Genomic DNA, 24191 nt, shown 5'->3' on the forward strand with positions numbered 1-24191 from the left:
GGGTGAAAGCGGTTCGGTTATTTTGCTTTGGCCGCGTTGGCTTTTTGAGCGGCTGCGGGCAGTTTTTCGTTAATGTAGTCATACATGGCTCGAAATTTCGGCATCGCTCTGAGTTCCAAGCGGCCGCCATTTTTCATTGTCAGCACCATGTCTCCGTAACTCCCGAAACCGCGAGGTACTGTGACCATTTTGACTATATCGGAGTAGATAACATCTGTGCGATCGCGCCCCATCCAACCGCTAGTTACGGACACTCGGCGACTGGTGATCCGGTAGCGCAGCCACAGAGCCCGGACAATTGCTCCTACTGCGAGGGGGATTCCCACGACAGTCAGCCCCAGGAGTAAGTTGATAATCAAGTCTCCCGGCGCGGGGCCGCCTTCATAATATACTTCCTCTCGAATTCCCATCTAGTACCTCGGCTTCTACCAACAACTGCTCTAATTCTTGCAGAATTTCTGCATAATTGCACTCTTGTGCGATCGGACGCACGACAATTACTAAATCCCACCCGAATTTTAATCGGGGCAATAGCTGTCGCAAAGCAGCGCGAATCTGGCGCTTAATCCGGTTGCGGACTACAGCGCGCTTGCTGACTTTCAGGCTGATAGAAATGCCTGTGCGAGTCGGCTGCAACGATTTCTCGGCTGTCGGTTTGCTGATTTCGACGCTTTTGGGTTTACGCAGAGCTCTTAAGCTGAAATGAGCGGAGTTGCGGCGCATTCCCTTGCGGTAGACGGCGCTGAAGTCTTTGCGGTGCTTGAGTCGGTTTGTAGGAGGCAACATGGCGGCTGCGTGCGATCGGGCTTTTCAACCAACAGTGCAGTGCTAGACTGCGAGGCGGTGGCGACCTTTGCTGCGACGGGCTTTGATTACCAATCGACCGGTGGCGGTGCGCATTCTGGCGCGAAAACCGGATGTTCTTTTTCTTTTGCGGCTGGTTCCGTGCAGGGTTTGCTGTGTCATTTCGATTTCTCCCGGCTTGTTACTTTACTTTTGATTAATATTCACAATCTTCTAGTATACCATAGACTTGTTTTCTTGGCAATATTTTTTCAATTAGTGATATGATGATGCTTTAATCTTGTTGTTTTTAGGGAAGGACAAAGACAACTAATTTAAATAAAGAGCAGACGCTATAGCGGTTCTCAATTAATTGTCGAAGAGTGTCCTTTACCTGAAATACAGAGGATTTCAGGTAACTGAACTATGTTGATTTAGGCGAACACAAAAATGCCAGTTTCCTAACTTATATATTGCAGCTCATATCGTCAGATAATTGACTGAAACGAGCATTTTCCCGATAGTCTACCGGGCAGTCAATCACGCAGGGGACATCTTGAGCCAGCGCTTCCTTCAGGATAGGAATAAAATCGGTGGCGGATTCCACACGATAGCCTTTTAAACCCATACTTTCGGCAAATTTCACAAAGTCGGGATTGCCAAATTTGATGAAATCTGAATGACCAAAATGATCTTCCTGCTTCCATTCAATTAACCCGTAGCCGCCGTCATTAAAGATGAGAGTAACAAAATTAGTACCCACCCGCAACGCAGTTTCTAACTCTTGACAGTTCATCATAAAACCGCCGTCGCCCGTTGCTGCTACTACTTTGCGATCGGGATAAACGAGTTTTGCAGCCACCGCGCCCGGAATAGCAATGCCCATCGCCGCAAATCCGTTGGAGATTAAACAGGTATTCGGGCGATCGCAATGATAGTGCCGCGCGATCCACATTTTGTGAGCACCCACATCAGATATCACAATATCTTCCGGGCCCATAACTTGCCGCAAATCGTAAATGATTTTTTGTGGCTTAATCGGGAAACCATCATCGTTTGCATATTGTTCGTACCCAGCGCGAATATCCGCCCGCAATTGCTTCGCAAAAGGGTCTACTTTCTCCATGCGATCGGCACGCTGCAAAATTTCATTCAGCGAATCAGAAATATCCCCCACAACTTCTACAATCGGAATATAACTGCTGTCAACTTCTGCTGGCAGAGCTCCCACGTGAATAATCGGAATTTTGCCATCAGGATTCCACTTTTTCGGGGAATATTCAATCAAATCATAGCCAACAGCAATCACTAAATCCGTTTCTTCAAAAGCACAGCTAATGTAATCCCGTTTTTGCAATCCCGTCGTCCAAAGTGCCAAAGGATGAGTATAAGGAATTACACCTTTGCCCATAAAAGTATTAGCTACCGGAATATTTAATCGAGTAGCAAATTCTGTCAAAGCATCGCTGGCGTTAGCGCGAATCGTACCGTTTCCCACTAAAAGCAGAGGACTTTTTGCCTTAGAAATTGCCACAGCGGCTTTATTCAAACTTTGGTAAGCGCCAAAAGTTTTTTCGCGGTTGTCTTTAGTGAGCGGATTTCCTTCCACAGGCATTGCTGCGATGTTTTCTGGCAAGTCAATGTGAACTGCTCCCGGCTTTTCGCTTTGAGCAACTTTAAAGGCTTTGCGGACAATTTCTGGCGTCGTACCGGGGCGAACAATTTGAGCATTCCACTTAGTAACTGGTGCAAACATAGCGACCAAATCTAAATATTGGTGCGATTCTATGTGCATTCTGTCTGTGCCGACTTGTCCGGTAATTGCTACTAAAGGAGCGCCGTCTAAGTTAGCATCAGCAACTCCTGTCATTAAGTTAGTTGCTCCTGGGCCCAAGGTGGATAAGCAAACGCCGGCTTTGCCGGTGAGGCGGCCGTAAACGTCTGCCATGAAAGCCGCGCCTTGTTCGTGGCGAGTAGTAATAAATTTAATTGAAGATTTTCTTAGGGCTTCTAGAACTTCTAAATTTTCTTCCCCAGGCAGTCCAAAAACGTATTCTACGCCTTCGTTTTCTAAACATTTTACGAGTAATTCAGCAGTGTTCATTTCGGTTTTTTTCCTATTTAAGTGTAGTGGTGATTTTTGACAAACTTTTCGTCAAAATACTAAATTAATTTTAACCGCTGATGAACGCGGATTGACGCAGATTAATTTATGTTTTGACGAACAGTTTATCAAATTTTGTTTATTTTACCCACACTGTTTTGATGTTGACAAATTCGTGAATTCCTTGGATGCTCAATTCGCGTCCGTAACCGGAGCGTTTGATGCCGCCAAAGGGCAGTCTGAGGTCGGATTTGACTAAGGCGTTAATGAATACGGCGCCGGCTTCTAGTTCGGAAATAAACCGATCGCTCTCTGTTCTTACTGTAGTCCAAGCTGCTGCACCCAAGCCAAAGGATGTGCTGTTAGCTAGGGCGATCGCCTCATCAATACTTGCAACCCGGAATACTAAGGCTACCGGGCCGAAAAATTCTTGTTGGCGCGCCGCAGCATCCGCAGGAATATCTGACAGGATAGTTGGTAAGTAGAAATTGCCGGCATTCTCTGACAATGGCCGGCCGCCTGTCAGCAGTTTTGCTCCCGATTTGATGCAGGTTTGCACTTGATTGTCCAATTCTTTGAGGATTGCTGGGGTAGCTAAAGGGCCGATATCGGTTTCGGGCAACATCGGATCTCCTACTTTTAATTGCTCGAATTTTTCGATAAATCCTTTGATGAATTCGTCAGCGATTTCTTCTACTAAAATAAAGCGTTTGGCGGCGATGCAAGATTGGCCGTTATTCAGCATCCGCGATGTGACTGCTGTTGATAAAGCTGCTTCTAAATCGGCGCTAGACATTACAATAAATGGGTCGCTTCCTCCCAATTCCAACACTACTTTTTTGAGATTTTTGCCCGCATTTGCAGCCAAACTTTCCCCCGCTGGTTCGCTACCGGTGAGAGTTGCTGCTTTGATGCGATCATCCGCAACTATCTTAGCTACTTTGTCGGCTCCCACTAACAAAGTTTGAAAAACTCCTTCGGGAAAGCCAGCTTCCGCGAAAATTTCTTCGATTTTTAAGGCGCACTGCGGCACGTTGGAAGCGTGTTTGAGCAAGCCGACATTGCCCGCCATCAGCGCCGGTGCGGCAAACCGAAAAACTTGCCAAAATGGGAAATTCCAGGGCATGACGGCTAAAATAGCCCCCAGCGGTTGGTAACGGACAAAGCTGCTGCTAGCGTCGGTGGTTGCGGGTACGTCTGCCATAAATTGAGCGGCATTTTTGGCGTAGTAGCGGCAAACTAAGGCGCATTTTTCTATTTCGCCGATCGCCGATTTGAGCGTTTTACCCATTTCCAGCGTCATCATTTCGGCGTAAATTTCGCGATCGCGCTCCAAGATATCCGCAGCTTTCTGCATCCAGATTGATCGCTGCTCAAACGGCAGGTAGCGGTACTTGTTAAAAGCTTGCTGTGCTAATTCCAGCTTAGCTTCAATGGCCTCATCGGCGATCGGCTCGAAAGTTTTCAGCGTTTCTCCCGTTGCCGGGTTGATAGTAGCAATAGCCATTGTTTCATCTCCATTTCAAAAAATACAAAACTCTATTCTAGTTTTTAAGCTAGCATAGGGAGTCGTATTGATGTATTGCAAAATTTGGATTTACCAGCCATACTTTTAGGTTTTGCTAACTTGTAAGTGCCGGGATGTGTTTAAATCTCTCAACTTTTCATTATAGTGCAAGGTATTAATCACAAATCTTAAGAAATTTTGTTTTTAAAGTTTATGTTTGCGATCGAATACCTTTGCAGAATGGCGATCGAACCTTGATCATCTATTACTCGTTACCAGGCCAAGAGCGAAAGTAACGCAGATCCGGAGGCTCTGCCTCGATTTCCATTTTCCTAAGCGAGGCAGAGCATAAGAATCTCGATTCCTTTCGCTCTTAGCCTGGGAACCAGTTATTACGTTATTTTATTCAGTCCGCGGAGGCGGACTTCGTGTGTGTAGACGCGGTTTCAACCGCCGTCTGCTTCGGTGTGTAGACGCGGTTTCAACCGCCGTCTGCTTCGTGTGTGTAGACGCGGTTTCAACCGTACGTCCTATCTCCTAAACCGACTTTTCCTCAATGTAATTCTGCACGTAAGACTGATAGTAATACCTGCTGCCCTTATCATTATTCGCTACCATTCCCAACAGCGGAATCCCCGCCATTTTCAAATCCTCAAAAGCCAACAACAGCGCCTCCCGCTCAGTTTGATTCAGCCCCACCACCAGCATCAATCCGTTAGTATGAGCCGCCAACAAATTCGCATCCGCCAAACCCAAAAGCGGTGCAGTATCGTAAATAACCAAGTCAAAATGACTTGCCAAAGCAGCCATTAAATGCTGCATTTTTCGGGAAGAAAGCACCTTTGTCGGATCGGGAGGAACCGGGCCTGATGTTAACACAAACAGGTTTTCATCGCGGGGCGATCGCAAAATCACCTCTTGCACATCCAAATCCTCAGCAATCACATTGTGCAAGCCTTGCCAGTTGGGCAAACCGAGCATTTCGTGCACCTGTGGCCTGCGTAAATCCGCATCCACCAACAGCACTTGCTGGCCCATTGCAGCCGCCGCCCGCGCCAGATTTACTGCCACAGTAGACTTACCATCAGCCACTTGACAAGACGTAATTACACAAGAATTGATCGGAGTATCAACGTTTAGCAACCGAATATTAGCATTGAGCGATCGAAAAGCCTCTTGAAAAGCATCCGTCGGCATCGGCGAACTTCCCACATCAATCGTAGTTGTCTCCGCAGGCGGAAGTCTCAAAATTTTATCACTAGCAGGAATTACCCCCAACAAAGGCAGGCGAATCGAATGTTTGACATCCTCTGGAGTCTGGAATACAGTTTTATTATTAAACCGTTCCGCCAACTGCGCCGCCAACATACCGAAAACCAGACCCACTAATCCCCCCAAAGCCAAATTCAAAGGCATAATCGGAGCAACAGCCATCAACTCACCATTTTTGTAGCGCGGAATTTCCGGCTTAGCAATAACTTCCCAAGCCACCTCTTTTTTACCCACAGCTTCAAGCTGCAAAGTTTGCTGTTTTGCCAACAAACTATTCAGTGTATTATTCGTCAACTCCGACTCCCGCTGCAAATCTCCATAGCGCCGCAAAATCACCGGGAATCCTTGAGAGTATTGATTCAACTGCTTAGTAGCTTGTTCCAAAACTTGATTCCGCACTCCCAGCACCTGAATAGAATTAGCGGTATCAATAAACTTTTCGATTAACTTAATCCGCACCGGATCTTGAAAAGCCAGCACTTGGGAATTCACCTTACCTAAATCCGTTCCTAAAACCTGTTCAGCTTCTTTTTTCAACAAAGGAATCAGGTTTTTCTGCTGTTCTCGCAACAATTGCATTTGCGGAGTTTGATCGGTAAACGTAGCCGAATTAATCGCAATTTGCCCTTCTAGTTGCTGCAATTGAGTCAGCATTCCTTGATAGCGAGGTGCTTGACTTAGAGCCGAAGCCATCAGCGCTTGTTTTTGGTTCAATCCTAGCTGGTTTTGCAGGTTAGAGTAGAGAAAATTCTGCTGATTTAGTTGCGTTTGAGCGTCCAATCGTTGCGATTGAAGTTGAGTGATTTGTTGTGCGAGTTGTTGGGTTTGAATTTGCGGATCGATGAAATTGTACTGCTGCCGCAATTTTTGAATTTCGTTTTGCAGAGCTTGTTGGCGCTTTTGCTGGTTGGGAATTTGCGATTTCACAAAATCCAGACTCTGACTAATTTGAGTTCTGGTATCTTGCACGCTGTAGTTGCGGTAGCCTAGTGCAACTTTTTCCAAAACAAACTGAATTTTTTTCGGATCATAATCCCGATATCTAACTTCGATAATTTTGGTATTCTTGAACCGATTAATTGACAGCTTGGTTTCCTGATCAAACGGCAAATTATCGGCTTTTTGGTTCAACAGGTAGTTGTAATTTATTTCTGGGTATTTAGCCCGCAACTGTTTAATAATCGGCGACATTACTTGCGGGCTTTTCAAAACTTGAATTTGCGATTCGTAGTCAAAAGCTGGACTTTCTGGCGTCGCGGGATTCCCTGGTTGCAGTTTTAGTTCGCCGGAGTAGATTTTTGCTAAACTGTTTTGCGTAACTGCGGGTTCTACTAATAATTGAAAGCGTCCTTCGTACTCGCTTTTTTGATTCAGCGTCCAGGCAAAAACCCCGGTAGTCACTGCGGCTGCGACGGCGATCACTAAGAGCGATCGACTGCGGCTAACTTCCCAAAAACCTAGGGGTTCTGCCTCTCTTTGTTCCCGGTATAAAAAAATATCATCTTGATCAAGTACAGAAGATATTTTTGGCGTTTTTGCTGCTTTTTTATTGTGATTAAACAGTGCTAACTGAGAATTTTTATCTGGTTTCATTTTTTTTACTACAACTGATCATTTTAAACGTCTGTACGGCGTGGTTTCATCAACCCGGTTGATTTCTACATATATCGTTACCAAACCGAAATTTTTTGTAGAAACCGGGTTTCTGAGGTCTTAGCGCTAGTCTATTCAAATCACCGAAAAATGTTAAACAATCGGAATATTCCCAATAGCGGGCTGAAAGGAGCGAGAGTCCCGCCTACATTATCCGAGAATGCAGCGCGGCCCGATCGCCTTACCATAATTACATCATTATTTTGCAATTTTGGATTAGTTTCCTCATTGGCGGTTGCCGAAAAATTAACCTTAACAGTTAGGCGTGAAACAGTGCCGTTAGGATTGAGGCGAATTAAATCCACCGAATCCATTTCTGCCCGCGATTTATTAAACCCTCCCGCTGCTACCAGTGCTTGATTTAAAGAAGTGTTGGGAAGCACCGCAAATGCTCCAGGTTTCACGACTTCTCCCACAATGCTCACCTTAATCGTATCCGGTGAAAAATTAGAATTAGCAACTTGTGCACCTTCGAGTGTATTGAGATTTTCGGCTTTGGGAACAATTACCGTATCTCCCTGTTGCAGCGCTAAATCTTGCGATACATCTCCCGCTTCCAAAAGTTGCCACAAATTCACATTAATAATTTGTTCCGTACCCGCCCGCGTCAGGCGACGAACTTGTATTTGTCTGATATCAGCTACCGGCGTAATGCCGCCCGCCATTTTAATAGCCCTAGTTACAGTTTGCTGCAAAACTGTTTCCCCGCCGGGAGTTTCCTGAGCGGCAAACAAACCAGAATCTGCACCCATTTCATTCTCTTGTACCCTAGTTTGCACCTCTTTTGCCAAAGTATAAGTACCGGGGCGAGTTACTTCGCCCACCACAGCAATATTAATTGGTTGAGTGCTTTGGCCGGTAATGTTAGCTACTGCTAAAGTCGGTGCTTCTTGGCGGTTGAGGCTAGTGACAGTGGGAATAAATATCGTATCGCCGTCGCGCAAAGTCATATCGGCGCGCAAATCGCCGTTTTGCAATAATTCCCACAAATCCACACTAATAATTTGTTCCGGTGCGTTGCGCTGGGGGCGGCGGATTTTGATTTGCCGCACGTCTGCTGACTGGGTAATGCCGCCCGCCAGTCGCAGAGCTCGCGATATCGTGGGCATTTGAGTCCCGATTTGCTCTGATGTGCCTCCGGGGCCTGCTGCTGAGGATATTGTATAGGCTCCGGGGCGATTGATTTCGCCCGCGATCGCAATTTGCAAAGGCCGCGCAGCTAGCAGTTTGAGAGTAATCCAAGGACGTTTGAGGTATTTGCCGTATCGATCTTTCACAGCATTAGAAGCTTGTTCTAAGGTCATCCCAGCCACTCCCAGGCTGCCAATTAACGGCAAACTCAGGGAACCGTCGGCTTGTATTTGGTGTTGACCGTTGGGGCCGCTGTATTCTGGGACGTTGAAGATGTCCATTTGAATGCGATCGCCCGCGCCCAAAGTGTAAACTTCCGATCGTACACTTGAAGGTGCATTTGCCGGAAATGTCGAAAATCCCGGCGCTGCGGGTACCGGTACAGGAAGGGGAGAACCCGAAGCAGGAGGAGGAGGAGGAGGCAAAAACTGGGCCGCCGCCGGAGATGAGCCCACAGCCGCCGCCAGCACAGACACGGTTAAACTTTGGAAAATTAAATTTTTGACAGCATTACTTGCCCGATAACCCAGCTTGCCACTTTTGCTCAAAACGTCTCCCTCAGACCCTTTCCTGCGAAGATAGGGGAGAACTTCTCTCCTTTCCCTGTCCGCGAAGGAGGCCGAAGGCTGAGATTTTTTATCAAGTTGCACGCCGCGCGAAGAACTTTTCACCACCATCGCTGTTTGCCCCTATCCTGTTCCTACCCCGCCAATCTCAAATGTAACCCAACTCTTCTAACTTGCTCAGAATTTGTTTAACACAGTCTTCGATACTTTCCGGCTCTGTGTAACAAATGATCTCAGGATTCAGGGGTTCTTCATAAGCATCGTCAATGCCCGTAAAGCCCTTAATTTCTCCTGCTCTCGCCTTAGCGTACAGCCCCTTGACATCACGGGCTTCGCACACTTCTAAAGGCGCTTTGACATACACCTCAACAAAATTTGGCTCGATCGCCCTAATTTCATCACGAATGGCTCTGTAGGGGCTAATCGCTGCCGTAATTGCCACAATTCCATTGCGGCTCAACAGGTTCGCGACAAATCCAATCCGCCGAATATTAGTATCTCGGTCTTCCTTGCTAAATCCCAAACCTTTTGACAAGTTGGTGCGAACGACATCTCCATCCAATATTTCAACTTTGCAGCCTCGACGCTTCAATTCGGGTTGGAGAGCTTTGCTGATAGTTGTTTTACCGGAACCACTCAGCCCGGTGAACCACAAAATAAAACCTTTTTCCATTTTCAATTGCTTGGTGATTAGTGAATAGTCGGGGAAATTACACGACGCAGGACTTTACTGTGCGAGTTCCCTACTTTCCGATGCTTTTTAATTTTATCTGTCTCCCACAACTAATTTTTTTTATGAACCGCAGAGGACACAGAGGACACAGAGGACACAGATTCCCTGGTTCGAGGGAAGAGGAGAAATAGGCAATCTTAAAATATGTTTGCTAACGCCCATGCCTAACATCTATCCTGTATTACCTGAAGGAGTCTTTGGCAATCTAAAATCTAAAATCTAAAATCTAAAATCCTATTCCCCATGTCCCCAACCTTAAAAGCAGATGTTTTGGTAGTCGGTGGCGGCACCGGTGGTACAGCAGCCGCCGTGCAAGCAGCCCGCCGCGGTGCCAAAACTATTTTGGTGAGCGAATTCCCCTGGCTGGGAGGAATGCTGACTTCGGCTGGTGTTTCTGCCCCGGACGGCAATGAATTAGCAGCTTTTCAAACTGGTTTGTGGGGCGCGTTTCTCCGGGAACTCCAGCAGCGACAGCCGGGAGGTTTGGATTGGGGCTGGGTCAGTTTTTTTACTTACGATCCCCGCATCGGTGCGGAAATTTTTGCTGATTGGGTTAAGTGTTTACCGAACTTGCAGTGGATTTCTGGACAAAAACCTCAAGATGTGCTATGGGAAGGCGATCGCATTTCTGGAGTTCGGTTTGCAGATTTTACGGTTTCGGCGAAAATCACTTTGGATGCAACGGAATTGGGAGATTTGCTGGCTTTAGGGGAGGTTGGACACCGCTGGGGTTGGGAATTCCAAGCTGAGTGGGGAGAACCCAGCGCGCCGATCGCCTCTAACGATCTCACAGAACGGTATTCGGTGCAAGCTCCGACTTGGGTGGCAATTATGCAGGATTTTGGGGCTGGTGTGGCCCGGCCAGAAATTCCCGCGCCGCCTGTTGACAATCCCGATCGATTTTCCGATGCTTGGAAAGATTACACTCCTGAACAATTTCTCAATTACGGCCGACTGCCGGGGGGATTGTTGATGATTAATTGGCCGATTCGTGGTAATGATTATGGTGAAGGAGTCGATCGACTAATTGGATCTGAAACATCTCGACAAGAATTCCTCCAAGAAAGTCTCTGGCACAGCCAAAGTTTCGCCCGCTGCATTCAAATGCAACTCGGCCGCCGCTACGGTTTAGCACAAAACATTTTCCCCATTTCCCAGAGCGAAAATCCACAAACTTCTCCCCTTGTTTCTTCTTCCTTCTCCCCTCTTCCTTCTTCCTTCTTCCCTCTTCCTTCATCCTTCGCCTTACATCCTTACTACCGAGAAAGCCGCCGTTTGCGAGGAATAAGTACAGTCAGAGAACAAGATATTTTGCCGATTGTCGGCGGCAGAGTTGCGAAATTGCCGATCGATTGTGAGGGAATTTGCGAGACAATTGCGATCGGCAACTACGCCAATGACCATCATTATCCCAGTGGTGACATTCCCTTGCAGCCAAAATCTATCCGCTGGGGCGGCCGCTGGACTGGAACGACCTTTACAATTCCCTACAGTGCGCTAATTCCTGCGAGTACAGACGGATTGCTAGTCTGCGAAAAAAATATTTCCGTCTCTCACATCGCCAACGGTGCAACTCGCTTGCAACCTTTAGTGATGAATATTGGACAAGCTGCGGGGATGGCGGCGGCTTTGTGCGCGGAAGCTGGATGTCAGCCGCGGGATTTGCCGGTGAGGGTGTTGCAGGAGGCTTTGCTGCAAGATGCTTTGGCTAGGGCGGCGGTTGTTCCTTTATTTAATTTGACACGGGAGCGATCGGACTGGCTCGATTGGCAACGCTATTATCTCGATCGACCTCAAGCATATCCCGCCAGCGGCGAATGTCCTTTGTCAGTCAAAAACTATGGAGAAACCCCGTTTCTCAAGGAAAGTTCTGTATTTGAACCCGGTTTATACGTAAATCCGCCCAGTAAAACAGCAAATACCGAGAGCGAATTTTCGGGAATTTTCCGCCGTCTGGGCCCACAAGACTGGACACTGAGGCTGACAAGTCCCGCATCCTTAGCCGATCAAACTTGGCAACTCGTGACTTTGGACTGGGAAACCGACAGATTTTTAGAGAGTTGCGAAACCGAAAAGCCTCTGACGGTATGGGGCAGGCTGAATTTTTCTGGTGCTTGGCTACTGGCGACAGGAGTAGCATTGAAGGGGTGAGGTTTTTTGCAAAGTTCCGAAAATTGCCAGAAATTTATCCTGACGGATGGGGGGAAGTCTGTATCAGGTTATAGACACTGACACGGATACTACCCATGCACACCTACACTGCAATTGCTTTACTGAGCCTGTTGGGCATTACCTTGAGTGCCAGCGCCCAGAGAGCTTTTGAATCTCTAATCCAACTGCTCGAAATTACCATCGCTCATTATATTGTTTTAGCGCCAACTCAATCACAAAAAGGCGATCGTTCTCCCGAAAGAGGCAGCGGACGCAGAGAGTTTGCTCAGACAGATATTTACCAAAAAATTGGGAGTATGTCAAATACCAGCATTTTAATGGCATAGGACGAAAGGAAGTTCTGCAAATGAGTGGGTTTCGCCCGCCCGTGTCGCTCTGATTTTCTGGGATTCTAGTTGGTCATGTTCATCTGGCAACTACACTTCTTGTTGACAGTTATTAGGATATTTTTTGTGTGTTAAAAATAATAGCAGATCGAGCTGCAACCGCCATCTATCAAGGGATTTACTCTTGCGATATTTGGCGGTTTTGTCTGTTCCAGGCTGGAGATACATTTTACCTATCAATGTAGGCAACTAAAATTTATTGTGGGTGACACAATTTGACAAGTTAAATAATTCTCGCATCATGTTTTTTGGATAGTCTGGCAATTTCAGGGAAATCAATCCTGATTAGCAAGGGGAAAGTCCGTATCTCTAAATAGACACGCTCCACGGATACTACCCATGAAAAACTACACTGCAATTGCTTTACTCAGTCTGTTGGGCCTTAGCTTGAGTGCTACCTGCGCTCTATCCATAGAATCCCCAGTCGAACAGCTAGAAACTTCCACCGCTCAATATATGTTGTCAGCGCAAACTCAACAAAGAGGAGATCGCGCTCCCCGCAGAGGCAGCGGACGGTACGATTTTATGGGGCGCAGCGCTGACACTCAGCTACAACAAGAATTTTAATCGCATTGCCAGAAAGCTCGTTCCGCAACAGACTTATTTCTTATTTCGAGGCTGGTTTGACATCGCCCCTGTCGATCTGATTTTCTGGGATTTATAGTTGGTCAGGTTGATCAGGCAACTGCACTTTTTATTGATACTCCGTAGGAGATTTTTTTCGTAATAAATGTCACAATATAAACTGCAACCTGCCATCTACTTAGAGATAAATTCTAGTAGGTGGCGGTTTTTTATTGAAAACGCTCTCATAAAAATAATACGGGAAGCGGGAAACGAGCGCGACTTTAGTCCTGAGAGGAAAGCGACGCGGGGGACTTCAGTCCCCGTGTCTTTCTTAGTTAGCACAATGGTGTGGATATTCTATATATTTCTTAACGACTTCACTACTAAATAAAATTGTGTTGTCGTAACTTGACTTGTCCACAATATTCCTCTAAACTAAATAAATCAATTAATTTTTTAGGAAAAAGGGGTGGCTAAAATCAAAAAAGCAATGGGAGTACAACAGGTATTGCTGGCTCCCACCAAAGAAGTTGAAGCAGTGTTGCAGTATCTCTGTCGGCAATCGGGCAAGCTATACAATAGCGCTGTTTATTTCGCTCGTCAGACATTTTTTAAAACGGGAAAACTGCTAACAGGAAAATTCGACTTATCTTTTGAACCGTCAATTTCTAAATCGATGGTTGCTAAGTCACTGCCTTCAACACCCATGCAGCAAACTCTGATGTCGGTGGCGGAGGCATTTAAAAGCTTCAAGGAATTGAGAAAATTATATCTTCAAGGTAATTTACACTTTAAACCTAAACCGCCGAACTATCTAACGGGGCCTAAACTATTTAAAGTAGCTTACCCCAATTCGGGAGGACTAAAGCCAGCCCTTGTCGGTAATCAATTGCGATTTTCCCTGGGTTTAACAGTGCGGCGATGGTTTGGGATTTCTGAATTCTTTCTGCCGATGCCATCAAATATTGACTGTGCAAAGGTTAAAGAGTTCACGATTCTCCCGAAAAACGGTGCTTTCTATTTGGAAGTGTCTTACGAGGTAGAATGCCAGCAGCATAATTTAGATCCCAGTCAAGCATTATCAATCGATTTGGGAACTGCCGACAATTTAGCTGCTTGTGTTGACACGTTGGGAAATTATTTCTTGCTCGACGCTCGCGTTATGAAGGCGATGAATCAACTTTGGAACAAGAAAGTAGCGACCAGGAAAGAAGGGAAGCCCACAGGTTATTGGGATAGCTGGTTAGACCGCGTAACTCGTAAGCGCAATCATCGGATGCGCGATGGTGTCAATAAAGCTGCAAAGTTAATCGTCGATTATTGCTTGAAGCACGGTATTGGCAATCTAGTAATTGGATGGAACCAAGGGTTTAAATCCAATGTTGATATGGGCAGTCTGAATAATCAGAAATTTGTTCAGATGCCTTTGGACAAATTGAAAGAGCGTTTAAATCAACTTTGTGATTTGCACGGTATTCAGTTCACCGAAACAGAAGAAGCGTACAGTTCCAAAGCTAGCTTTCTTGATGGAGACTCCCTACCCAAGTACGGTGAAAAACCGCTTGGGTGGAAAGCGTCTGGAAGGCGAATTAAGCGTGGATTGTATTGTTCTGCGGACGGAAGTTTAGTTAACGCGGATCTTCACGGTGCCGCTAATATTCTAAGAAAAGTAGCCAGTAAGTTAGGTGTAAAACTTGACCGACTGGGTAGACGGTGTTTGGCTACCGTAGCGAGAATCAGGCTTTAGTGATAACTAAGGTTATTCTGTCAGCAGAATCGAGCGTGGCTTCAGCCCGCTTGAGTGTCAATCTCCCCCCTCTCGGAGCCACCTCAAATTCCTCCGATCGCAATAGTTCTTTACCTTTTCCCCCCGCAGGTGGGGTTGAATTTTCAACGGCTGCACTATAATTAACGTGCGATAACTAACTTATATATAAGTACACCCTGAGTGCAGAGGGTGCAGCACTTGACTTAAATTGGCCAATAAGAACCATTTATTCGGTGTCGATCGCCTTTAAGTCAATGCCCCTGTTATCTCAGGGAAATGAACTCGCCTGAATATTAGGGTAGCTGCCAAGATTTCCGGCGACAGTCGGCTATGCTTGATTCGGCGGTCTCGCAATATTTTATTAATGGAGGATGAAAAGATGCCTCCAAGTTTTACTATTTCGGAGATTGTGATGAAAAATGACTCTTTAGATTTGGTCAAAAGCCTGAGCCCCAGTGCAATGGATCAGATCATGCTATATCTGGCGTTTAGCGCCATGAGAACCAGTGGGCACAGGCACGGGGCGTTTCTAGACGCGGCCGCAACGGCGGCTAAGTGTGCCATTTATATGACCTATATGGAGCAGGATAACAACCTGCGGATGACCGGACACTTGCATCACATTGAGCCTAAACGGGTGAAAGTGATCGTCGAGGAAGTCCGGGAAGCTCTGACTAAGGGAAAATTGCTGAAAATGTTGGGTTCCCAAGAACCTAGATATTTGATTCAGTTTCCTTATGTCTGGCTGGAACAGTATGCTTGGGTTCCGGGACGCCCTCGGATTCCGGGCAACAGTTTGACTGCGGATGAAAAAAAATATCTCGAAGGCAAGGTTCCTGCTAATCCACCTGATGCTCAACTGATCAATTCTTTTCAGTTTATGGAGTTGATCGAGTTTCTGCACAGGCGATCGCAAGAAGATATGTCTCCAGAAAGGCGAATGCCTTTGAGCGAAGCTCTAGCAGAACACATCAAGCGCCGCTTGATCTATTCGGGAACAGTGACTCGCATTGATTCTCCTTGGGGAATGCCTTTTTATGCCCTCACCCGCGCTACTTACTCTCCGGCAGAGCAGGAAGAGCGGACATTTATTATGGTGGAGGATACGGCTAGATATTTCCGGCTGATGCAGGATTGGGCGGAAAAACAACCCAAGGTGATGCGAGTTATGGAAACTTTAGATATTCCGCCGGAACGGCTCGACCAAGCTGTTGAGGAATTAGATGAAATTATTCGTAATTGGGCCGATCGCTATCACAAACGGGGCGAACCAACGATGATTGTACAAATGGTTTTTGGGCCACAAGACGACGATTAATGTGGTTAGTCAGTTGTCAGTTGTCAGTTGTCAGTTGCTTGAAACTAATGGGTAATGATTAATTACTAATTGTGCTGGGCGCAGAAACCGGTTTTTTTCCGAAAACATTGCATTAATGCCTTGAATTGTGGTAAAAAACCCGGTTTCTTGAGTGGCGATTACATCCAGCACTGACTAAGCAAAAAAAGCTTTCCAGACAGAGGCTAAGACGATCGCAGCGATCGCTCCGATGAGCGTATTAAAAAAATTCACTACCTCATTCGTCAGCCACTCAAACTGTGATTGCACCGTAGCGCCAATCACGCTCTCGATATTCGTAGCAATAAAAGCTGCAATAACACAAACCAGAATTCCTGTCAAGTCAATTAAACCCACAGCCCAGCTAACAAGCGCCATCAGAATCGATCCGACAATACCCGCGATCGTTCCTTCCAAACTTACCGCCCCTTCCGTACCCCTAGGTACAGGCTGCAAGGTAGTAATCAAAAACGTATGCTTCCCGTAAGCTTTGCCGATTTCGCTGGCGCAGGTATCAGAAAGTTTGGTGCAGAAACTCGCCGCATAACCCAGCAATAACAGGGAAATCAGATCTTGTGACACAGGCATCTTGCCTGTGTCTCCTAAAAAATTGCCTGTGTCTCCTAAAATACCGCCTGTGTCTCCTAAAATAGATAAAGCCAAAACTCCCACAGCACAAGTAGCAGCGGTTAAAGCCGAACCCCAGACATTTTCCGGGCCTCGTGCGCCAGATCGCTTTTCAGCTATGCCTTCAGCTTCTTTTTGGGCTTTGCCAATGCGGGTAACTCCAGATCCGACAAGAAAGTAGAACATGACCACAGCATAGCCTTGCCATCCCAAACTGCCCCAGATGATGACACCCAGCAGCCAACCGTGGAGTTGTCCAGCCGGAGTAAGCAATTTTTTGGGAGCAAGTGTGGCGATCGCGAGTAAAAATGTATTCAGGGCGATCGCCACCAACCAAGGATTAGACCAAGATAAATAATTAAAGAACAATTCTGAATTCTGCATTTAGTACCTCCATGAGTAAAGTCTTATTTCATCTTGCCTTCCCCGTCACCGATATTGCCCAAACAAAAGCCTTCTACGTAGACGGGCTCGGCTGCGAACTCGGTCGCGAATCGCCGAATTCTGCAATTATGGGGCTGTGCGGCCATCAAATAGTCGCCCACCTCAGCCACGAACCTTTGACCCCTCAGCGAGGCATCTATCCCCGGCATTTTGGGTTAATTTTCACTTCAGAAGCTGACTGGGAAGGGTTGTTAGAAAAAGCCCAGCAAAACAAATTGAATTTCTATCAAGAACCGAGAAGGCGATTTATCGGTTTGCCCACAGAACACCGCACTTTCTTCTTACAAGACCCTTTCCACAATATACTGGAGTTCAAGTATTACTGCGAAGCTGAAGCAATTTTTGGCCGCAGCGAATACGCTGAAGTCGGCGATACAGTTGACAGTTGACAGTTGACAGTTGACAGTTGACAGCTAGTAGGGTGCGTCCGCAGAGAGTTATTTGGTGTGTCATTGAGCATCTGTATGCTGACGCACCGTACAAATGATAGTCGCCACAAGTTAATAAGAATTTTTCAATGGTTCTGAAAGTGCTTCAGTGACCGCTTTTAAACTGCGGTCATGCCTCGCCATCATAGCATGGGCGAACACGGACAATTTTACTTCTTTTGCTGCTGATATTTGGGAACTAGAAGCAGGGACGATGATGAAATCCCAATCTGTCCAAATCGAAGTAAAATTCAGCTTTTCCAACAAGGCAGCATCTCGATTTAAATCTTTCAGAAAAGCACTGCGCGGACGCATTTGGATGCAGCCTTTTCCCCAAAGAACCCAAGCCGTCCAAGTACCGCTGTGAGGGGAAGATATGGCAATAAAGCGCTGGACTCGGTTAATTCCGCCTAACCTTTGCAAGTAATAGCGAGTTACTAAACCGCCCATACTCAATCCTACTATATCTAAAGGCTGTTGTGGCTCGAAGTTTTTGTCTATGTAATCTGCCATTTGTTGGGCTAATTCGTCGATGCTGGCGTTGCCCCAGTGGGGCGAGAGATCGAGGGTGTAGACTGACCAACCTAAATCTCTGAGGTAGGCAGACATTTTGTGGAAAATTCCCGATCTTCTAAAGATTCCGTGAATTAGCAAGACTGGGTTGCGGCTGAAATTGCTATTCATTTTTAAGTGGGAACTTTATTTTTAATAGGTGCTTTTAGTTCTTCAACTAATGCGTTAATACTTTGGGGTTCTGTCACCATTTGGCGGTGCAGCATGACGTTTAGTTTGACTTCTTTACCTACTGGCATTTGGGAACTGTTTGACGGTAAAATCATGATGTCAAATGGTGTCCACATTGATGTAAAATTTATGCGTTTGAGTACGGTTACATCTTGATTTAAATCGCGCAGCAAGTCGCTATTGGGTCGCATATCCAGGTATCCTGGTAGGGGTAGGGAATAGGCTGTGAGGGTTCCTTTGTGGGGGGAAGATATGGTGATGAAACGCTGGACTCGGTTAATGCCTCCGAGTCGCTGGACGTAGTAGCGGCTGACGATGCCGCCCATGCTGTAGCCTACTATGTCTAAAGACTGTTTTGGATCGAAGGTTTCAGAAATGTAGTCTGCGAGTTGCTTGGCTAGGGAGTCGAGGCCGAGGCTGCCGTCGTTGGGGGTGAGGTTGAGGCTGTGGACGCACCATCCGAGTTGGGTGAGGCGGGCGGACATTTTGCTGAAAATAGCCTTTGTGTCCCAGATTCCGTGGATCAGGATGACGGGATTGCGATCGAGCGAACTGTTCATTTTGCGGAAAAATTGCTTGCCGATTACAGCATAAATCACTGCCTTAGGGAGTTTGACCCCTAGTGGGACAGATCGCGAATCGGATCGAGGTATCTCGGGCAAATTAGGAAATAAGTCATAAATTCTGAGATAATCGTGAATAAGTGCAAAGTTAAGACTGGCATTACTGAGTAAAAATTACTAGAAGCTCTACATTTTTAATCAAACAATGTTAATATTGATTAAGAAATGTAGACAAAAATTGCCTTACCTCGTATTCTAACTTTGTTGACAAACTTGTACAAATTTCTCTAAAAGAACAAAAGGAGTAAGTCTAATGTTTGGTTTTATCAAAAATTTCTTCGGCGGTATTTTCGGCTTTTTTGCCGGACTGTTGGGCTTGAAAAAGTCTGAATATTTCATGGATTTAGGTGAATCTTCGGCGAAGGAACCCGCTAAGGTTGCACCTGCGAAGGAACCCGCTAAGGCTGCACCTGCGAAGGTAGAGGCTGCACCTACGAAGGTAGAGGCTGCTGTTGCGAAGGTAGAGGATGCTGTTGCGAAGGTAGGGGATACTGTTGCGAAGGTAGGGGATGCTGTTGCGGCCGTACCTGCAAAAGTTGAGGCTGTTAAGTCAGGCAAGTCTGAACCGGCTAAGAAGGCTAAGGTAGAGAAAAAGTCTAAGAAAGAAAAGGAACCAGTCGCTAGCGTTCCTGCTAAGACTTCCGAACCCGCCAAGGTACCGGCTGCTGCAACTAACGGAAAAGTGCCGAGTCAAGCTGAACCGATTCGGACTTTTGCTCCTAATAATTTAATGCCGATACCAACTGCAACTCGTCGCAGCCCTGGCCCTAGCATGAACAATTTCCGGGAAATGGCACGTCAGGTAAAAATGAAGTAGGAAATTGAGAATTGGTAATAGGGAATTGGGCATTTGAGAATTGCAAATGCTGGGGTTAAAAAATTCAAAATGTCATTGCTCATTTTGAATTTTTAACTCTTTTTTTATTCCCTATTTCCTAGGTTTTTGAGAAAGGCTAATCCACTGTATAGCTGGAACGCAGAGTCCCAAGGAGTTTCGGATTTGCGCTCGACCTCTACATGAGATACGATTTTGCTTAACATCTGCGTGTAATCGAGGACTGTCTCGGCAAATAAAGTAAATTCCGACCACACTGTAACGTCAAGCTGTTGGTCAAATATTTCCAGCAAGTGATTCCAGTTAATTCTGGTGGTACTTTGAGGTATTTGTGGGGATTTTTTGACTCTGGATGTTTTGTTTTTCGGGTTCGGTGAAACTGCGCTAGTTGCTGAAATTTGGGTGAAGTCAACGCCTTGTTGAAATTCGTAGCTTTGGTCGCAAATTCGCAGAATGCAGTTGCGGCTGGGAATGTGCAAGTCGCAGATTTGAGCGTAATCTTGGGTAATTTCTTTGTGGCGAAATTGATCGGTTCTGCGGTTGGGCGAGTAGTCCATGATTTCCATGAACATCGGCAACAAGCCTTCTACTCTTTGGCTGACTTCTGACCAGTGAAATTCTATAGAACCGAGTCTATTTAGGTTGTCTTTGCAAACAACGGCTGGGGAAGAGAGAGACTGGAAATGTTGCACTCGGAAGATTTGGATTTTTTGAATGTCGGCTAGGGTTGCCCAAAATACGGGAATTCCGGCGTTGATGAGTTCTTTGCCGTAAATTCGGAGTTCGGCGATGCGGCCAGTTTTGTAGAGTCTCCAGCCGCGGCTTTGAATTTGCGTCCGGGTTGTGTAGGCGTCAATTTTGAAGATTCTGCTGATATTTTGTGTAGCGGCGGGTTTGTTTTCGGGGCTGACGGCTTCGAGGATTAGGAGTCCGGGTTCGAGGTTGCTGGGGTCGTTTTTGGCGGTTTCTATGGCTTGTTGGCGGAGGTTTTGTTCTATGGTTTCTATCCGTTGAATCCCTTGGCGCGCCTGGGAAACGATTTTGGGGTTGGTGATGTCGCGGAGTATTTGTTTGTAGGTTGTTTGGGCTTTTTCGAGGTTATTGGTGAGTTCGTAGTAGCGGCCGATGTAGTATTGTACCCAGGGATTTTCGGGGGATTCTTTTTGCAGTTGTTTGATGAGTTGGGCTGCTTGTTTGTAGTCTTGGCTTTCTAGGGCGGTGGCTATTTGGTGGATATCTGTCATGGCGGTTGGGGGAATGGGTGTGTTTCTATCTTGGCTGATGTTTGGTTGCTTTGGCCAGTGGTTAACAATTTTGACTCTTGTGTTAAGTTATAGATATGATATGAAACTATGACAATCATTGAAAAAATACGTGTCAAAATTGTAAAAAATGATTTTGAGCTTTCACAACACGCAGTAAACCAAAGCATAGTTCGCGGTATCAGGGTACAAGAACTCCGGGAAGCAATAATGACTGGTGAAGTTATCGAAGAGTATCCCGATGACAAATATGGCCCAAGCTGTTTGATTTTCGGCTTCACCATTGCCAATAGACCTTTGCACGTTCAGTGCAGTTATCCATCTCGCCCTTTGGTAAAAATCATTACTTTATACGAACCAGATCCGAAAATTTGGCTTGATTTTAAGTTAAGGATAAATCAAAATGAACAATGATATTTGGAAAGAAACAATGGTGGAACAAAAGGTAACTTACACGCTTGAAATCAATGGTAAGTTTATTATTATTGAAAATGTTCCTGCTAGAGTGTGTTTGGAAACGGGAGAGCGTTTTTTTTCGCCTGAGACTGTGGAACAGTTGCAGAAGATGATTTGGGAAGATAGAAAGCCGACTAGGGTGATTGAAACACCTGTTTTTGAGTTTGCTTAGCGGTTGGTTAAAGTTTAGTTAAAGTTGGTTGGAATTAACGCTTAATGTGTAAGTACCTTTGCTGGTGCGATCGAGTCCTTGAACAATTATTTTGTAAGTGCCGTTACTAGGCAATTTTACGGTGATTTGGGATTCTCTGTTATTGACGCGAACAGCTTTGATGTCTACAATTTTATTGCCGCTGGGTGCGATGAGTGTGATGAAGTGCTCGAATGATCTGCTTTTGAGGTCGATGGTGATGGATTGATTTGCACGTCCTTGGAAGCTGTGTTCGCGGTAAAAGCTGCCGTTGGGAAGGCTGGGGTCGCCGTCTTTGAGGGTTCCGCGTTGCTGTAGGAGGGAAAGGGAGGTGAGTTTTGGTCGATCGACATTACTGAAATCTAAGCCATAATTTGTCATGGGTGTATCCAAACCATTTCCTTCTCTGACTGTGATGATAAAAGCAGTTTTATTTTTGGTATCTGGGACTATTTTATCAATAAAATTGGCTTGTATTTTGGGTTGATTTAAAGATTTTGGTTGGTTAAAATTGGGTTTTGATACACATAGAATCACGCCTCCATCTTGATAGCGGGCGCTGTAGAATAAATATTTTTGACCGTTAGTTGTAAATTCGTTTCTGAAGAAGATAGTGTATCTTTCAAGTTGGGGTAGTTGTTGGTTACGGCGACAATTTTTATCGATGTAGATTTCGGTGGCTGGCTGCGCTTGGGCGAAAATCGCTGGTGTGATGGCGGTTATAAATGATGCTGAAATGAGGGTGATGGTAAAGGGGAGAGTTTTCATAATACTTGCTTCTATTTCTTTTGGTCAGGAATTGTAGTGAATACGCGGATACATTCTGCGAGTCTTTTTTCGCCAAAATCAGGTAGTTGGCTGATGTTGAGTTGGTGCCATTTACTGAAATCGGCGGGTTTCCCGGAGGAGTATTGCCATTTAAGGCGATCGTAACCTCGGTCGGGAGGAGATGCTATGGTTTGAATATTAAAGGTATTCTGACTAATTGTACCTTTTAAACAGCTATTGTCGCTCGTATTGCTGCGGTATTCAAAGGCTGTGAAAGTTTCACCAGTTTTCTCGAAAATTATGTATTGAGTTGCTAGGCGGTTGGCTTCTGGTACTTCTCCGTAAAAATATTTGCCGTCTGGTAGGTTTTGGAGTGTCTGCGCTGGCTGGGCTAAAATGGGTAAACAGCAAATATTGAAGATTGCTAGGTTGGTGCTGAGTAGGATGTGCGATCGCATTTTTATGATTTTTTTAGTTATTTTGGGCGATCGCTCTTTTATAACACAAAATCAAGTTGATTCGTCAGCGTTCAAACGATCGCAGGACTAACATAAAAATTGGTTTGATGCGCTAATTGAAGGGGGAAGGTGCGCACTGCGCACCCTACATCAGCTTCTGTCTAAGTTTTGTCTTCGTCAAACATCGCCAGAAACACCAACTTTTACACGGTGTACTTCCTGTTTTATCTCTTTTTTAAACGATTTTGTAATTCAGCGGTGCGTTGTGTGGTTTTTCTTTCTAAACATTGATTGAGAAAACCGCTATAACCAGTACCACCTCGATTGATTGAAACTTCAAGATTGCAGTCTTGATCCCGTGACTTAATCCATTGTCGCTGTATTTTGATCAGTGTCGATCGCTCTTGGCGACTTAATTTAGACATCAGTTGTTTGTAAACCTGGTTCAGTCGTTTGTCCGAGGCGTTGTACCTTAAGCGCAGACACCTGTTAATCTCTATGTTAGTTGTGGCGTTTTCGCAAATATAGTGTTGTTGAGCTATCAGAGTTGGTGTGACTTCGATCGCCCTTTTTGACTCTGCAAACACTGGCGAAGACGTAAATCCAACAATAGCTAAGCCTACGACTGCATTAAAAATCGATCGCCCTTTCATAAATTTTCCTCTGTGTTATAAGTTTTCTTGTTGTTGCAAATGCAGCCTTGGTAAACCGCAACAGCAATACTCAAAAGGCTGTATAGATATATCTCTCTCTTTCAGCCTCTTTCCGCTCTATTTGTGCGAAAAATCGAGTTTCTTACAAAACTTTACATAAAGTTGCCAAATCTGGCTGGATACGAATAGGGGGGAATTGAGATCGATCGCACTTAAAGCAAATCAAACCGGTTTCAATACTTTTCCAATTCCGCAGTGCGCGCTTTTGTCATCCGATCCAAACATTCATTAAGGAAACCGGAATGGCCAGTACCGCCACGACTTCTATAGGTTTCAAATTCGCAGTTATTGTCGCGCAACTTAATCCACCCTAATTGTGCTTCCGCAAGAATCGATCGCTCTTCGCCACTCAATTTAGCAACCAGTTGCTTGTAAACCTCATTCAGCCTCTTGTCCGAGGTTTCGTACCTAAACCTAATACAAGCTCTGACTTCCACGTCTCCTTGCGGGCGATCGCAATTAATCTGTTGAGCAATCACAGAGCGCCCAGATTGTGCAAAAACTGATGTTGTAGCTAAAACTGTCACAAGTGAGATCGACCAAAAGAGCGATCGGCTTTTCCGTAAATTTATTTTCATTAGCCGTCAACCTATTTTACGAATTTTAATAACACAAGACTGATTTGATTCAATGAATTTAAAGATTGTTTTTAGATTTTGCGAGCG

General features: G+C 45.6%; 26 protein-coding genes. 10 read left to right on the plus strand and 16 right to left on the minus strand.

Translation table 11 applies throughout. The features are described 5' to 3' along the window. Positions 1-17 precede the first annotated feature (17 nt). The 8 genes from K4039_RS16510 to cysC form a co-directional block, all read right to left on the minus strand. Entirely contained in the window at positions 18-410 is a 393-nt protein-coding gene (locus tag K4039_RS16510) for a PH domain-containing protein (protein ID WP_265236625.1), read from the minus strand. Further along, positions 382-786, minus strand: coding sequence for a ribonuclease P protein component (gene rnpA, locus K4039_RS16515; RefSeq protein ID WP_265236627.1), 405 nt, complete (start codon positions 784-786; stop codon positions 382-384). The genes K4039_RS16510 and rnpA overlap by 29 nt, the downstream gene beginning before the upstream one ends. Positions 787-828: 42 nt before the next feature. After that, positions 829-966 (minus strand): 50S ribosomal protein L34, encoded by a 138-nt coding sequence (gene rpmH / locus K4039_RS16520; RefSeq protein WP_006632320.1) that lies wholly within the window; start codon positions 964-966, stop codon positions 829-831. Positions 967-1249: 283 nt separating this feature from the next. After that, positions 1250-2887, minus strand: a complete 1638-nt coding sequence (locus K4039_RS16525; RefSeq protein ID WP_265236633.1) for an acetolactate synthase large subunit — start codon at positions 2885-2887, stop codon at positions 1250-1252. Positions 2888-3026: 139 nt separating this feature from the next. Further along, complete coding sequence (locus tag K4039_RS16530; RefSeq protein ID WP_265236634.1) at positions 3027-4394, minus strand: NAD-dependent succinate-semialdehyde dehydrogenase; 1368 nt, start codon at positions 4392-4394, stop codon at positions 3027-3029. Between the two features lie 537 nt (positions 4395-4931). After that, positions 4932-7259, minus strand: coding sequence for a tyrosine-protein kinase domain-containing protein (locus K4039_RS16535; RefSeq protein WP_265236635.1), 2328 nt, complete (start codon positions 7257-7259; stop codon positions 4932-4934). Positions 7260-7399: 140 nt separating this feature from the next. Beyond that, on the minus strand, positions 7400-9127 hold the full coding sequence (locus K4039_RS16540; RefSeq protein WP_375339810.1) for an SLBB domain-containing protein: 1728 nt from the start codon (positions 9125-9127) through the stop codon (positions 7400-7402). Positions 9128-9164: 37 nt separating this feature from the next. Then, complete coding sequence (gene cysC / locus K4039_RS16545) at positions 9165-9689, minus strand: adenylyl-sulfate kinase (RefSeq protein ID WP_265236637.1); 525 nt, start codon at positions 9687-9689, stop codon at positions 9165-9167. Between the two features lie 303 nt (positions 9690-9992). On the opposite strand from cysC, the gene K4039_RS16550 reads away from it, so the two are divergent. From K4039_RS16550 to hetR, 6 genes are all read left to right on the plus strand, one after another. Continuing rightward, complete coding sequence (locus K4039_RS16550; protein ID WP_265236638.1) at positions 9993-11900, plus strand: FAD-dependent oxidoreductase; 1908 nt, start codon at positions 9993-9995, stop codon at positions 11898-11900. 95 nt (positions 11901-11995) lie between these two features. Then, positions 11996-12247, plus strand: a complete 252-nt coding sequence (gene patX, locus K4039_RS16555; protein ID WP_265236639.1) for a heterocyst-inhibiting protein PatX — start codon at positions 11996-11998, stop codon at positions 12245-12247. Positions 12248-12646: 399 nt separating this feature from the next. Then, complete coding sequence (patX, locus tag K4039_RS16560) at positions 12647-12874, plus strand: heterocyst-inhibiting protein PatX (protein ID WP_265236640.1); 228 nt, start codon at positions 12647-12649, stop codon at positions 12872-12874. A 469-nt stretch (positions 12875-13343) separates the two neighbouring features. Further along, positions 13344-14621: a transposase gene (locus K4039_RS16565; protein ID WP_265236641.1), complete on the plus strand. Its 1278-nt coding sequence runs from the start codon at positions 13344-13346 to the stop codon at positions 14619-14621. After that, on the plus strand, positions 14621-14782 hold the full coding sequence (locus K4039_RS16570) for a hypothetical protein (RefSeq protein WP_265236642.1): 162 nt from the start codon (positions 14621-14623) through the stop codon (positions 14780-14782). Before K4039_RS16565 ends, K4039_RS16570 begins: the two co-directional genes overlap by 1 nt. A gap of 272 nt (positions 14783-15054) precedes the next feature. Continuing rightward, complete coding sequence (gene hetR / locus K4039_RS16575) at positions 15055-15960, plus strand: heterocyst differentiation master regulator HetR (RefSeq protein WP_265236688.1); 906 nt, start codon at positions 15055-15057, stop codon at positions 15958-15960. 174 nt (positions 15961-16134) lie between these two features. On the opposite strand, the gene K4039_RS16580 is transcribed toward hetR, so the two are convergent. Next, positions 16135-16989, minus strand: a complete 855-nt coding sequence (locus tag K4039_RS16580; protein WP_265236643.1) for a TIGR00297 family protein — start codon at positions 16987-16989, stop codon at positions 16135-16137. An 11-nt stretch (positions 16990-17000) separates the two neighbouring features. Here K4039_RS16580 and K4039_RS16585 point away from each other — a divergent pair, with 11 nt between their 5' ends. Beyond that, on the plus strand, positions 17001-17438 hold the full coding sequence (locus tag K4039_RS16585; protein WP_265236644.1) for a VOC family protein: 438 nt from the start codon (positions 17001-17003) through the stop codon (positions 17436-17438). Positions 17439-17549: 111 nt separating this feature from the next. Here K4039_RS16585 and K4039_RS16590 read toward each other — a convergent pair whose 3' ends face one another. Continuing rightward, positions 17550-18161 (minus strand): triacylglycerol lipase, encoded by a 612-nt coding sequence (locus K4039_RS16590; protein ID WP_265236645.1) that lies wholly within the window; start codon positions 18159-18161, stop codon positions 17550-17552. A 2-nt stretch (positions 18162-18163) separates the two neighbouring features. Next, entirely contained in the window at positions 18164-18781 is a 618-nt protein-coding gene (locus K4039_RS16595; RefSeq protein WP_265236689.1) for a triacylglycerol lipase, read from the minus strand. 316 nt (positions 18782-19097) lie between these two features. Here K4039_RS16595 and K4039_RS16600 point away from each other — a divergent pair, with 316 nt between their 5' ends. Then, positions 19098-19661 carry a hypothetical protein gene (locus K4039_RS16600; RefSeq protein WP_265236646.1) on the plus strand — a complete coding sequence of 188 codons (564 nt, stop codon included), beginning with the start codon at positions 19098-19100 and terminating at the stop codon, positions 19659-19661. 104 nt (positions 19662-19765) lie between these two features. On the opposite strand, the gene K4039_RS16605 is transcribed toward K4039_RS16600, so the two are convergent. Beyond that, the gene (locus K4039_RS16605; protein WP_265236647.1) at positions 19766-20923 is read right to left on the minus strand and encodes a tetratricopeptide repeat protein; all 1158 of its coding nucleotides are present in this window, start codon (positions 20921-20923) and stop codon (positions 19766-19768) included. Between the two features lie 108 nt (positions 20924-21031). On the opposite strand from K4039_RS16605, the gene K4039_RS16610 reads away from it, so the two are divergent. Both K4039_RS16610 and K4039_RS16615 read left to right on the plus strand, forming a co-directional pair. Next, positions 21032-21355, plus strand: a complete 324-nt coding sequence (locus K4039_RS16610; RefSeq protein ID WP_265236648.1) for a DUF4258 domain-containing protein — start codon at positions 21032-21034, stop codon at positions 21353-21355. Next, positions 21345-21569: a YgiT-type zinc finger protein gene (locus K4039_RS16615; RefSeq protein WP_265236650.1), complete on the plus strand. Its 225-nt coding sequence runs from the start codon at positions 21345-21347 to the stop codon at positions 21567-21569. Before K4039_RS16610 ends, K4039_RS16615 begins: the two co-directional genes overlap by 11 nt. A gap of 18 nt (positions 21570-21587) precedes the next feature. Here K4039_RS16615 and K4039_RS16620 read toward each other — a convergent pair whose 3' ends face one another. From K4039_RS16620 to K4039_RS16635, 4 genes are all read right to left on the minus strand, one after another. Then, positions 21588-22355, minus strand: coding sequence for a PPC domain-containing protein (locus K4039_RS16620; protein ID WP_265236652.1), 768 nt, complete (start codon positions 22353-22355; stop codon positions 21588-21590). An 11-nt stretch (positions 22356-22366) separates the two neighbouring features. Beyond that, positions 22367-22813 (minus strand): hypothetical protein, encoded by a 447-nt coding sequence (locus K4039_RS16625; protein WP_265236653.1) that lies wholly within the window; start codon positions 22811-22813, stop codon positions 22367-22369. A 224-nt stretch (positions 22814-23037) separates the two neighbouring features. Then, complete coding sequence (locus tag K4039_RS16630; RefSeq protein ID WP_265236654.1) at positions 23038-23466, minus strand: lysozyme inhibitor LprI family protein; 429 nt, start codon at positions 23464-23466, stop codon at positions 23038-23040. A 233-nt stretch (positions 23467-23699) separates the two neighbouring features. Beyond that, positions 23700-24053 carry a lysozyme inhibitor LprI family protein gene (locus tag K4039_RS16635; protein WP_265236655.1) on the minus strand — a complete coding sequence of 118 codons (354 nt, stop codon included), beginning with the start codon at positions 24051-24053 and terminating at the stop codon, positions 23700-23702. Positions 24054-24191 lie beyond the last annotated feature (138 nt).

It is taken from the genome of Lyngbya sp. CCAP 1446/10 (assembly GCF_026130175.1).
In the GTDB taxonomy this organism is placed as follows: Bacteria; Cyanobacteriota; Cyanobacteriia; order Cyanobacteriales; family Microcoleaceae; genus Microcoleus.

Coding starts and splice junctions, on each gene's coding strand:
- K4039_RS16530 (WP_265236634.1), bottom strand. CDS start 4,394: ATGGCTATTGCTACTATCAACCCGGCAACGGGAGAAACGCTGAAAACT.
- K4039_RS16540 (WP_375339810.1), bottom strand. CDS start 9,127: ATGGTGGTGAAAAGTTCTTCGCGCGGCGTGCAACTTGATAAAAAATCT.
- K4039_RS16605 (WP_265236647.1), bottom strand. CDS start 20,923: ATGACAGATATCCACCAAATAGCCACCGCCCTAGAAAGCCAAGACTAC.
- K4039_RS16595 (WP_265236689.1), bottom strand. CDS start 18,781: ATGAACAGTTCGCTCGATCGCAATCCCGTCATCCTGATCCACGGAATC.
- K4039_RS16600 (WP_265236646.1), top strand. CDS start 19,098: ATGTTTGGTTTTATCAAAAATTTCTTCGGCGGTATTTTCGGCTTTTTT.
- K4039_RS16535 (WP_265236635.1), bottom strand. CDS start 7,259: ATGAAACCAGATAAAAATTCTCAGTTAGCACTGTTTAATCACAATAAA.
- K4039_RS16525 (WP_265236633.1), bottom strand. CDS start 2,887: ATGAACACTGCTGAATTACTCGTAAAATGTTTAGAAAACGAAGGCGTA.
- rnpA (WP_265236627.1), bottom strand. CDS start 786: ATGTTGCCTCCTACAAACCGACTCAAGCACCGCAAAGACTTCAGCGCC.
- K4039_RS16585 (WP_265236644.1), top strand. CDS start 17,001: ATGAGTAAAGTCTTATTTCATCTTGCCTTCCCCGTCACCGATATTGCC.
- K4039_RS16620 (WP_265236652.1), bottom strand. CDS start 22,355: ATGAAAACTCTCCCCTTTACCATCACCCTCATTTCAGCATCATTTATA.
- K4039_RS16580 (WP_265236643.1), bottom strand. CDS start 16,989: ATGCAGAATTCAGAATTGTTCTTTAATTATTTATCTTGGTCTAATCCT.
- K4039_RS16510 (WP_265236625.1), bottom strand. CDS start 410: ATGGGAATTCGAGAGGAAGTATATTATGAAGGCGGCCCCGCGCCGGGA.
- rpmH (WP_006632320.1), bottom strand. CDS start 966: ATGACACAGCAAACCCTGCACGGAACCAGCCGCAAAAGAAAAAGAACA.
- K4039_RS16630 (WP_265236654.1), bottom strand. CDS start 23,466: ATGAAAGGGCGATCGATTTTTAATGCAGTCGTAGGCTTAGCTATTGTT.
- patX (WP_265236640.1), top strand. CDS start 12,647: ATGAAAAACTACACTGCAATTGCTTTACTCAGTCTGTTGGGCCTTAGC.
- K4039_RS16625 (WP_265236653.1), bottom strand. CDS start 22,813: ATGCGATCGCACATCCTACTCAGCACCAACCTAGCAATCTTCAATATT.
- K4039_RS16590 (WP_265236645.1), bottom strand. CDS start 18,161: ATGAATAGCAATTTCAGCCGCAACCCAGTCTTGCTAATTCACGGAATC.
- K4039_RS16610 (WP_265236648.1), top strand. CDS start 21,032: ATGACAATCATTGAAAAAATACGTGTCAAAATTGTAAAAAATGATTTT.
- hetR (WP_265236688.1), top strand. CDS start 15,055: ATGAAAAATGACTCTTTAGATTTGGTCAAAAGCCTGAGCCCCAGTGCA.
- patX (WP_265236639.1), top strand. CDS start 11,996: ATGCACACCTACACTGCAATTGCTTTACTGAGCCTGTTGGGCATTACC.
- K4039_RS16550 (WP_265236638.1), top strand. CDS start 9,993: ATGTCCCCAACCTTAAAAGCAGATGTTTTGGTAGTCGGTGGCGGCACC.
- K4039_RS16615 (WP_265236650.1), top strand. CDS start 21,345: ATGAACAATGATATTTGGAAAGAAACAATGGTGGAACAAAAGGTAACT.
- cysC (WP_265236637.1), bottom strand. CDS start 9,689: ATGGAAAAAGGTTTTATTTTGTGGTTCACCGGGCTGAGTGGTTCCGGT.